Source organism: Mycobacterium sp. (assembly GCF_051006775.1).
In the GTDB taxonomy this organism is placed as follows: domain Bacteria; phylum Actinomycetota; class Actinomycetes; order Mycobacteriales; family Mycobacteriaceae; genus Mycobacterium.
Genome location: NZ_JBPCSX010000033.1, coordinates 1 through 8,176, shown reverse-complemented (window position 1 = coordinate 8,176; position 8,176 = coordinate 1). Strand labels below are relative to the sequence as shown.

General features: G+C 63.8%; 9 protein-coding genes and 1 pseudogene. 4 read left to right on the top strand and 6 right to left on the bottom strand.

Translation table 11 applies throughout. The features are described 5' to 3' along the window. Positions 1 to 447, top strand: a 447-nt coding sequence (locus ACR2JI_RS02285) for a hypothetical protein (RefSeq protein WP_526387589.1), incomplete at its 5' end; no start/stop codon positions are given. Then, a complete protein-coding gene (locus ACR2JI_RS02280; RefSeq protein WP_526387587.1) occupies positions 444 to 866 on the top strand; it encodes an ester cyclase in 423 nt (140 codons plus the stop codon). The genes ACR2JI_RS02285 and ACR2JI_RS02280, both read left to right, overlap by 4 nt. Positions 867 to 938: 72 nt before the next feature. Here the strand turns inward: ACR2JI_RS02280 and ACR2JI_RS02275 are convergent, their stop codons facing one another. The 4 genes from ACR2JI_RS02275 to ACR2JI_RS02260 form a co-directional block, all read right to left on the bottom strand. Then, entirely contained in the window at positions 939 to 1,862 is a 924-nt protein-coding gene (locus tag ACR2JI_RS02275) for an alkaline phosphatase family protein (RefSeq protein WP_526387585.1), read from the bottom strand. 78 nt (positions 1,863 to 1,940) lie between these two features. Then, positions 1,941 to 2,855, bottom strand: coding sequence for an alkaline phosphatase family protein (locus ACR2JI_RS02270; RefSeq protein ID WP_526387583.1), 915 nt, complete (start codon positions 2,853 to 2,855; stop codon positions 1,941 to 1,943). 145 nt (positions 2,856 to 3,000) lie between these two features. After that, a complete protein-coding gene (locus tag ACR2JI_RS02265) occupies positions 3,001 to 3,336 on the bottom strand; it encodes a hypothetical protein (protein WP_526387581.1) in 336 nt (111 codons plus the stop codon). A 270-nt stretch (positions 3,337 to 3,606) separates the two neighbouring features. After that, on the bottom strand, positions 3,607 to 4,503 hold the full coding sequence (locus tag ACR2JI_RS02260) for a hypothetical protein (protein ID WP_526387579.1): 897 nt from the start codon (positions 4,501 to 4,503) through the stop codon (positions 3,607 to 3,609). Positions 4,504 to 5,296: 793 nt separating this feature from the next. Between ACR2JI_RS02260 and ACR2JI_RS02255 the strand changes: the two genes are divergently transcribed. Together ACR2JI_RS02255 and ACR2JI_RS02250 are read left to right on the top strand one after the other, a co-directional pair. Continuing rightward, positions 5,297 to 5,803, top strand: a complete 507-nt coding sequence (locus tag ACR2JI_RS02255) for an SRPBCC family protein (protein ID WP_526387577.1) — start codon at positions 5,297 to 5,299, stop codon at positions 5,801 to 5,803. Next, positions 5,804 to 6,859, top strand: a complete 1,056-nt coding sequence (locus tag ACR2JI_RS02250; RefSeq protein WP_526387575.1) for an LLM class flavin-dependent oxidoreductase — start codon at positions 5,804 to 5,806, stop codon at positions 6,857 to 6,859. It abuts the gene before it with no gap. Between the two features lie 10 nt (positions 6,860 to 6,869). Here the strand turns inward: ACR2JI_RS02250 and ACR2JI_RS02245 are convergent, their stop codons facing one another. Next, positions 6,870 to 7,700, bottom strand: coding sequence for an SDR family oxidoreductase (locus ACR2JI_RS02245; protein ID WP_526387573.1), 831 nt, complete (start codon positions 7,698 to 7,700; stop codon positions 6,870 to 6,872). Further along, positions 7,697 to 8,176, bottom strand: a pseudogene (locus tag ACR2JI_RS02240) (MFS transporter); the annotation flags it as partial. The gene ACR2JI_RS02245 and the pseudogene ACR2JI_RS02240, both read right to left, overlap by 4 nt.

Genomic DNA, 8,176 nt, shown 5'->3' with positions numbered 1-8,176 from the left:
GGCCGGACTGGTGACATGACGGGGGCCGACGACCGCAACCTCGTGCTGGCCGCTGTGGACAGCGCCTACGCGATTCTGGAATTCGAACCCGGCGGTGAGCCGGACTGGACGGTCGGCGACGAACTGTATTCGCCGCAGGCGGTTCTGGCGTTGCGCGTTTTCCCCGATGACCCCACAGTCTCGGTCCTGTCCTGGCCGCAATACAAAAAAGCGCAGATGGCCGACAACCTCGGCGAACACGGCTACTCCGAGACGCCGGGAGATCGAGAGGTCCAGATCATCGGCGACATCGCGCTCGTGCACCAGCACTTCACCATGAACTTTCGGCACCGTCCGCCCGCGGCCGCCGTTGACGTCTTCGGACTCGTCCGCCACCACGGCCGTTGGCAGATCGTCTCGGTCTTAAGTGACGCCGCACGCGATCAGAACCAAGGAGATCCCCAGTGACCACACCCGAGATCGACGTCGTTCTCCGCTATTTCGCCCGCTGCGCGGAGGGTAATCCCGCCATTGTGGACATGTACACCCCCGACGCTGAGTTCTTCGACTGCGCCGGACCGACCACCTTCACGGGCCAAAATGCCATCCGCCACAACGTGTTCGAACCCATCTTCGCCGCATTCCCCGACTTCCGCTGCCACGATCAGGTCAGGCACATCATGAGCAACGACGGAGTCGTGATGGCCGAACTCGTCATCAGCGGCACCCACCGCGGGGAGTTCCTCGGCTGCCCACCGACACAGCGTCCTGTGTCCTGGAACACCACCGGCGTCTGGGAGATCACGACTGACGGCCTGATCCGGCGCGAGGCGTACTACTGGGACATCGACACCGTGCGCGGGCAGTTGCTCACCGCCGGCAGTTGAGATGCCGCCGCGCTGATGGCATGGCGTGGCGCTGAAGTCCTCACCGGACTGAGCGGGCTGCCGGCGCCGGTATCAATTCCTCCGCAGCGCGCCCCACGCCGACCAGACCGTCGCCTGCTCGGAGTCGCGGCGGTTGACCGGGTCGAGGTTGAACTTCGCGGTGATCGTCCCGATCACCGACGAGAGGTCATAGGTCGTCGAATCCACTCCGGTGCGGGGCAGATTGTTGGAGATGAACAATGTCGGCATCCGGGTGCCCGGGCCGAACTCGTCATGGGCGCCCTTGGTGGCCGATCCCTGACCGGGTGGGGGCACGTGGTCCCAGGCGCCGCCGAACTCGTCGTAGGTCACGATGGTGAGAGTGTCACTGGCACAGGGGCCGTCGTAGATCGACTTGAGTATGTCGGCGATCGCCTCGTCGCCGACGTAGGTGCTGCCGTAGCCGGGATGCTGATTGCGCGGCCCGATCTCCTGGACGAACGACACCGGCTTGAGCCCGCAGCTGCCACCCTTGGTCTGCGGGTACCACGCCGCGAGATCCTGCAGGTTACGCGCCCGGTTCGCCCGGGTCTGCTCGGTCTGCTCGGACCAGTTGTAGAAGTAGTTGAACGACTGATGGTGATACTGGAAATCCATGTCCGGGCACAGCGGCCACGTCGTGGACGGGTCGGCGGTCGGATCGGCGCAGCCCTGCGGGTTGTTCGCCGGCTTGCCGTCCTTGTCGGTGTAGTCCTTTGACACAGCAGCGGTTCCGTTGGTCCAGCCGGGCTGATCACGCAGGCCGTTGGCGTTGGACCAGCCGCCGGAGTACCAGGCCCAGTCGACGCCGGCGTCGTTGAGCCGGTCCCCGATGGTGGCGTGCTTGAGCAGCGGCACCAGACGGTCCTTGATCGCTCCGGGCGGGTAGGGCCACTGCACCGAGAAGCTGGTGTTGACCAGCCAGTCACCGCACAGTGCGGTCGGGGTGGTGCGCGGTGTGCCGCAGGCCTGGGTCATCTGGCCGTCTTTGAGACCGTCGGGGGTGGGCGAGACGTAATAGTTGTACTGGCCGAAGGGCAGCTTGACGCTGACCTTCTAGGAGCTCTTGGGCATCCCGTTCACGTCGAGCACCGAGCGCACCGTGTCCGGGGCGCCCGGCCACTGCGGCAGTGTGGAGCTGATCAGCCACTGGCCGTTGGCGAACGACCCGCCGAAGGCGCCGGCGAAGAACTTGTCGGAGAGCGCGAACTTCGGCGCACCCGGACCATTCAGGTACTGATAGGTATCGAGCTTGGTGGTGTCGTAGTAGCCCATCACCAGACCCGCGGCATCACTGCCGACCGCGTAGCGGTTCATCGCGCCACCGTTGAGCTGATACTGCTCTTGATAGAACCGGTGCACCAGGTCGCGGGTGCAGCCGCCGGCCTGCGCGCCCGGCGAGTTGGCGCCGACACCGTCGTCGGCGGGCACCTGGGCGAAGCGAGCCAGCGAGGTGTCGGTGCCCGGCGGTGGGCAGGTGACCGCGCCGGGCGGCAGAACCGTGTTGAGCGAGAACGGGGCGTTCGGGAATATCGACTGGTACGACGTTCCCGCGACGGAGTCGGTGCACGCCGGCGGACCCGCGGGGCCACCGGGCTGAAGGTTGACGTCGTTGATCAGTAAGCAGCCCAACGGTTTACCGTCCTGGCCGACCTGGATGGTGTTCTGCGGACTGGCCTTGGCGATGTTGTCGACCGGGTCGCCGTTGACCTGGTCCCAAAGGCCGAAGAGCTTGTTGAAGCTGTTGTTCTGCATGAACAGCACCACGATGTGTTTGGTGGCATCGGCGCCGGCGCGTTCGGCCGGACCCAGGGCGATCTTCGGTCCGGGGTTCTGCGGCTGCGCCGGAAGGGTCGGTAGCGCCGCGGCGCTCGGTGGCGCTTCGGGGCCTGACGTGCCCGAGCAGCCTTGCGCGGCCACCAGGGCGCACAGCGACAGCAGAGCAATTCCCGATTTCGCGGCGCGTTTCATCTGCCAAGCCCTCCCGAGTCAGTCGACGATCAACTCTCATGATGAGCGCACCTGCGGTTCGCGACACCGCGGGCATTGACAGTTCACCTAATGGTCGCTTGACGGTAAAGCTGGGGGCGGACCGTCGCCCCATACCCGGCGGCGCTTACGCCCCGAGCGCGTTGGGGTTCATCCGGGAGGCGACGGATCGGAGTTGATCGGCCACGCCGACCAGCACGGTGGCGACGTCGGCCTCCTCCCCCTGATCCTCGCGGATCATCGCCAGTAGTCGTTCGCGGGCCACCGTCGATGGCGGTAGGCCGCGTTCGGCGGCGATGCGTTCGATCGCGTCGAACTCATCGGGGTTCAGGCGCACCTGCAGGACCTTGCTGCGGGCGCGGTTGGGTCGGCTCACCTTCACGTGGTCGGGCACCGGGCGATCAGTCTGGTCGGCCTCTGCGGCCTCGGCTTCGGCCGCGATTTCGGCGAGCTTGTCACCCATCAGCGCCTCCCTGGCAGTAGTTCATAAGTGTATTACACTCGTAATACCAATGCCAATTGGGAAATCTCTGCCCGCATTTCGATCAGACGGCTTAATCGCCAACTCAGTGGCGGGCAGGAGCCCGCCGGCCTGATCCGTCGACGTCGACGATCACCGCCGGGCGGCGCTGCGCGCTCACGTGAGTTCCCTCGCCGCGAACTGGGAATGGCCGCCCATGTAGGTCACGACGTTCTCGGCGCTGAACAGGTGTGCCAGCGAGTTGGGAACGAACTAGCAGGACGCAATCGTCCTCGGCGAGTTCGGCTTCGGACACCACGCGCCCAACAGATTCGTCACCGGCTCCCCCGTTGACTCGAGCAGATTGAGTCGATTCGTCACCTCTACGACGTCATCGGGGTCGGCGCCAATAGGTAGCTGCATGAAGCCGAGCAGTCCGTTGCCCATTTCGGGATGGGGCACCTCGGTGAAGAGCTGAACCAGCGAGGTCTGCAGATCCTCGTGTCCCGGACCAACCAGCGCGGGCTCCCGACCCGTGAAGGGCACCTCACATGTCAGCCCGGTCTCATCGACCGCACCGACCACACCCATCCGTTTCAGGTAGTCACCGACCCGGGTCCAGCTGGCACCGCGAAACCGCGACGGTTGTGCACCCTCGACGACGACCACCTCGGCGGGCAGGTTGAGCAGATCGTCCATCTCGGGCCGTTCACCGCTGAGCGGGTGATCCGATGCGGCCGGAGATCCGCCGATGAGGTCGGCCAGATCGTGGGCGCGGGTGTGCGCGCCGGCGTTCTGCAGCACCGCCGCAGTGGCCAGCACCTTGCTCAGCCAGCCGAAGATCTCCTCGTGCACCTTCGCGGTGCAGCACTCGATGACCGTCGCCTCGGCCGGGTCCCATACCACCGCGTTCAGATCCGCGTAGGCGTTGATGAAACCGAGAATCTTCGCAGGCTCGGTCGACGGATCAACGTCGCGGATCACCTCGGTCCAGATCCGCACCGAGCAGACGTAACGGTCGATCGACCATTCCGGCTCGCTGACTTCGATGTGCTGGGCCAGCCGGAAGGACCACCAGGTGAACCCGCGCTCGCGGCGCACGGCCCACTCGTCGTCGATCATCAGTTGTTCGTAGAGGCTGTCGAGCAGCCGCAAGCCGATGTCTGCCATGTGGAACTCCCCCGTGTGTGCCTCAATCAGACCTGTTGCCCCGGTGGTCAAACTTAGCGTCACCCCCTGACAAATCTGTCGCGTTCGGGGGTGCGCCAGCCGAGTTCAGCTCCCGTTCCTGTCGGGTCCCGGTGATAGAACTGGGTTCGGAATAGGGGGAACGAACATGATCGAACTGTTAGTGAGCATCATTCTGAGCGGGCCTGGGACTGGCTGCACGTACGAGCATCCACAGCCGACGGGGATCAACGAGATCTGCACAGGTCTGGGATTCCATGGGGGGTTTGGATGTGTTGCAGACGGGAGTTGGGTGGGCGACCTCGGCGACGGCCCTGCGAGCTGCGGCCAACCAGGCGAAGGTCGTTCAGCAAACTGACACCACGTGTAGGTTCTCAACTTTCGCTGCACTTGCTGGGCAAGTCAACTGGCTTTATGTCGCTGATTCCCACCACGCCTGCACCGTCGCCGGCCGTGGTCGCTCCCCCGCGGGATGCTGCTAGGAAGTGCAGTGAGTTGCGAGTAAGGCGCCCCCACAAGCACCCTTCTAAGGTTCTCGCATTCTCATTGCACGTCGCGCGCGCCTGAGCAGGCTCGAAGGACACTTCTTACCGAAAACGCGCGGGTCATTCTCTCAAATAGGTGGCTCGGAACTCGTCGGCCTCAGTGCGGGCCAACACTTTCTTGACCACCGACCAAGAAAACTGTTGACTGTTCCTTGGTGACGACGAACCCAAGCTGATCCGACTCTGATTGAGCCGTGTTTGGGAGTGCGGGTTGAAAGGCGAGCTTTCCTATGGAATGGACCGGAGCGAGGTACTCCGACTCACCGACGGTGGAGGTGTCGACTTGGATCGACGCGCCTATTCAGCGGGTGTGGGACGTGGCTTCTGATATCGACGAGATGGCTCGGAGCAGTGAGGAACTGCTGCGGGTTGAGTGGACGGATGGTTCTCATGGACCGCGCTTGGGAGCGCGCTTTATCGGCTATAACCGCCATACCTCCCTCGGAGAGTGGAGCACGGTCTCAGAGATCGTCGAGTATGAGCCGCGGGCTGTTTTCGCCTGGGCAGTAGGCGATCCCGGCAATCCGAGTGCGACGTGGAGATTGCGAATGGCACCTGAAGCCGGGGGCACCCGGTTGTGGTCGTGGGTGCAGATGGGCCCGGCACCCTCAGGTTTGTCCTTAGCGATCGCCGCGATGCCGGATAAGGAGGAGAAGATCGTGTTCGTGAGGATGCGTGAGTTTGAAACAGGGATGCTTGCATCATTGCGCCATCTCAAACGACGGTCCGAGGACTAGATGCGTGCCGCCATCACACTCGAGGCATCGAGTCTCGGGAGTTGGTCTAGCCAGAAGACTTTCGTCCGCGAAGCCGAGCGCATGGGACTCGACGTTTGTTGGGTTGCCGAAGCATGGGGTTCGGATGCCGTGGCCGCCCTCGGCTACTATGCCGCGTGCTCGGATCGGATGCTGATCGGCTCGGGGATCATTCAACTTGCCACTAGGACCCCGGTCGCCATCGCCCAAGCGGCGATCACGTTGTCCAACGTCTCAGCCGGTCGATTCCTCCTGGGACTTGGGGCGTCCGGGCCACAGGTCATCGAGGGGCTCCACGGGCAGGCGTTCGCGAACCCCGGCGGCCGGATGCGGGAAACCATCGAGATAATCAGACAGGTCATCGCCGGCGAGCGGGTGGCATTCAGCGGCAAACACTTCCACATCCCACGGCCCGGCTCAGAGACCAAGTCCATGAGGGTCTCGATGAGAGCGGAACACAAGATCCCACTGTATGTGGCTAGTCTGACCCCCTCGATGCTGCGGTTGACGGGCGAAGTCGCCGACGGCTGGCTAGGTACCAGTTTCGTGCCGGAGGGCGCCGATCAGGCCTACTTCACTCACCTCGACGAGGGACTGTCGCGTTCCGGCCGGAGCCGGTCAGCGCTGGACATTTGCCAGGGAGCAGAGGTGTCATTCGCCCTCAGCGACGAGCAACTCCAGATGCTGATCGACGCGCGGAGACCCGAACTTGCCTTCAGCCTTGGCGGGATGGGTTCCGCCAGTACGAACTTCTACAACCAGGCCTACAGCAGGCAGGGCTGGGCCGACGTTGCCGCTGAGGTACGCCAAAGATGGCAGTCTGGTGACCGCGCCGGTGCCGCAGAGATCATCACCGACGAAATGATTCTCGCAACGACTCTGATCGGCACGGAGACGATGGTGCGGGATCGCCTTCAGGTGTGGTCCGATACCGGGGTCGACACGGTGCGTATCTACCCCGCCGGCAGCACCTTGGAACAACGCCTCGAAACCCTGGGGCGCGCGATCGAAATCGTCCACGCCACCAATCGGCGCTGAGTGCAGTCCCCTATCGCAGTCCAACCATCCGGGCGCTCTCGGCCATCAGCTGTTGTGACACCTGGGTGTCGCGGGCCAGATGGGATGGCTGTCGAATCGTGTTGTCCTGGAAATACTCACCGGTGACGGTTGCCAGCTCGGGCGCCGTAGCGACGTAACAGATACGACTGCCGCCTTCCTCAGGCGTGATCATGAGGTATCTCCTCGCAATCCCGATGAGGGGTTGCAGGTACCACGGCGCATCGTTCCAGATGTCTGTTGCTACGACGCCCGGATGCAGTGCATTGGCGGTGACGCCGGAGCCGGTAAGTTCTCGGCCGAGTTCACGCGCGTGGATCACATTCGCGAGTTTAGAGCGGCTGTATGCCTTGATCCCGTTGTAGCGGCGCCGGAACGCGAGGTCGTCGAAGTCGAGCGTCGCGCGATGGTGCGCGGCTGAGGCGGTGATGACGACGCGCGACGGAGCGCTTCTGACCAGAAGTGGCTTGAGAAGCTCGGTCAACAGGAACGGCGCGAGGTGATTGACTGCGAATGTCGACTCGTAGCCGTCCCGGGATTCACTGCGGTTCGCGAAGGCAGCCCCGGCGTTATTGATAAGCACGTCGATGTGTTCGTAGTTCGAGATGATTGCGCTCGCGAGTTGGCGAACCGACTCCAGGGATGCGAAGTCGCACAATTCGGTGTCGACTGCAATCGCACCGGATGCCATCACGGCCTCGGATGCGAACCGCAGCTTCTCAGGGTTGCGGCCGATGAGGACGAGGTGGTTGCCGTTGGCCAGTGCTTTGGCGCACTCCAACCCGATTCCGGCTGTGGCGCCGGTGATAACGATCCGGTTCATCGGACCGCCCCAGTCTCGACCATCTGGTCGTCGCGACGCTGCTCCGGCAGTTGCTGATGATGTCGCCGGCTCGGTAGCAGTGCGCCCACAATCACAGTGCCGATCCCAAGGACGATGGCACCGATAAGGCTGCTGTGCGACAACGCATTCGAGAAGGCTTCGAAGGCCGAGGTTTGGAGCTGCGCAGCGGGAACGTGTGCTCCTGTCGCCGCGAGATGGTCTGCGGCGGCCAGGGCGCCGCCGATGGATTCCTTGATGACGTCGGCCTGCTCCGGCGGGAGTGCCGCCGGGACCGCCGCGGTGATGTTGTTGGTATAGCCGGTCGCCAGGACTGAGCCCAGTACCGCGATGCCCATTGATCCGCCCAGTTCTAAGGAGGTGTCGTTGACCGCGCCGCCGACTCCCAGCAGATGTGGCGGAAACGCGTCCATTATGAGGTCGGTGCAGGGCGAGACGCTCAGGCCTGTCGCAAGTCC

Coding starts and splice junctions, on each gene's coding strand:
- ACR2JI_RS02275 (WP_526387585.1), bottom strand. CDS start 1,862: ATGACCCAGGCCTGCGGCACACCGCGCACCACCCCGACCGCACTGTGC.
- ACR2JI_RS02265 (WP_526387581.1), bottom strand. CDS start 3,336: ATGGGTGACAAGCTCGCCGAAATCGCGGCCGAAGCCGAGGCCGCAGAG.
- ACR2JI_RS02270 (WP_526387583.1), bottom strand. CDS start 2,855: ATGAAACGCGCCGCGAAATCGGGAATTGCTCTGCTGTCGCTGTGCGCC.
- ACR2JI_RS02250 (WP_526387575.1), top strand. CDS start 5,804: ATGCGTGCCGCCATCACACTCGAGGCATCGAGTCTCGGGAGTTGGTCT.
- ACR2JI_RS02255 (WP_526387577.1), top strand. CDS start 5,297: ATGGAATGGACCGGAGCGAGGTACTCCGACTCACCGACGGTGGAGGTG.
- ACR2JI_RS02245 (WP_526387573.1), bottom strand. CDS start 7,700: ATGAACCGGATCGTTATCACCGGCGCCACAGCCGGAATCGGGTTGGAG.
- ACR2JI_RS02260 (WP_526387579.1), bottom strand. CDS start 4,503: ATGGCAGACATCGGCTTGCGGCTGCTCGACAGCCTCTACGAACAACTG.